Source organism: Pseudomonas sp. GM60, assembly GCF_000282415.1.
GTDB lineage: Bacteria > Pseudomonadota > Gammaproteobacteria > Pseudomonadales > Pseudomonadaceae > Aquipseudomonas > Aquipseudomonas migulae.
The window spans coordinates 1-1,060 of sequence record NZ_AKJI01000160.1 but is presented as its reverse complement, the minus strand read 5'-3'; the positions used below and the strand labels follow the sequence as shown (position 1 = coordinate 1,060).

2 protein-coding genes are annotated in these 1,060 nt (G+C 57.9%); one reads left to right on the top strand and one right to left on the bottom strand.

The genetic code is table 11. The annotated features are described in order from the left end of the window. Positions 1-218: 218 nt before the first annotated feature. Positions 219-683: an outer membrane lipoprotein gene (locus tag PMI32_RS02285; protein ID WP_008034824.1), complete on the bottom strand. Its 465-nt coding sequence runs from the start codon at positions 681-683 to the stop codon at positions 219-221. Positions 684-851: 168 nt separating this feature from the next. Between PMI32_RS02285 and PMI32_RS02290 the strand changes: the two genes are divergently transcribed. Beyond that, positions 852-1,060, top strand: a 209-nt coding sequence (locus PMI32_RS02290; protein WP_008034821.1) for a hypothetical protein, incomplete at its 3' end; no start/stop codon positions are given.

Below are 1,060 nucleotides of genomic sequence, written 5' to 3'. Positions count from 1 at the left end.
AGGACCGGAGCGAGGGCATGCCGAGCCTAGGCGAGGCACCGAACGAAAGGGGCAAAAGCGCTTGGTTACTTGGCGCTTTTCCAAGTGACCCGCTGTAAAAGCGGAACCAATACCAGCCGTGACCGCAGAAACGGATATACCCCCAATCCAAAACCCCGCCTCAAAAAAAAACCCGACCAGTCACCTGATCGGGATTTTCTTTTACCCTTCGTTCCCGCTTAGTGCGAAACGCGGCTCGTACCATCTACAGTAGCAATCCGCACCCGCTCACCCACACGGAACACTTCATTCTCCTGAACCTGCTGCACATAGGCACGCATGCTGCCGTCGTCTTCACGAACGGTGATTTCCACACCTTGGGTGCGGGTCAGGCCTTCTTCAGTGGCCGAGCCGATCAGCCCGCCAGCCACGGCGCCGATGACTGCAGCGACGATGCTGCCTTTACCACCGCCGATGGCGCTGCCGCCAACACCACCGACCGCCGCGCCGGCGAGGCCGCCGATCGGAGTCTTGGTGCCTTCGATTTTCACCGGACGCAGGGATTCGATGGTGCCCATGCGAACGGTCTGCACACGACGCGCTTCATCACGGGAATAGGAGTCACCGGTCAAGCTCGATTGGCAGCCAGTGAGCAACATTGCCATCGTGGAAAAGGAAGCAACCAGCAGAACAGACTTACGCATAACATCAACTCCAAAGGACAGGTAACCATTAAACTCCGCAGCTTGACGCGTGTCACGACGTCGCCCGGATAAAATTGGTTTGATTCAGGCCCGGTACAGGGGCCTCCACGAACTCAGAACACAGTAGCGGCAAATTACGAGAGCTGCGCCACTGACCCAAGGATTTTCATGGATTACTTCATCATTGTCGCCACCACTGTCGCCGGCCTGTACTTCCATGGGTGGTTGTACGTCCGGATCAAACGCTGGATGGACCGCGATCTGGCGTTGTCACTGGCGGGAAGCGATGAGCAGAAAAGAGCCTACATGCTCCAGCAACTGGCGAACGCTCACGCGCAGAAAATCAAGCGTCGGGACCTGCCGCAGTGGCTGGGGGG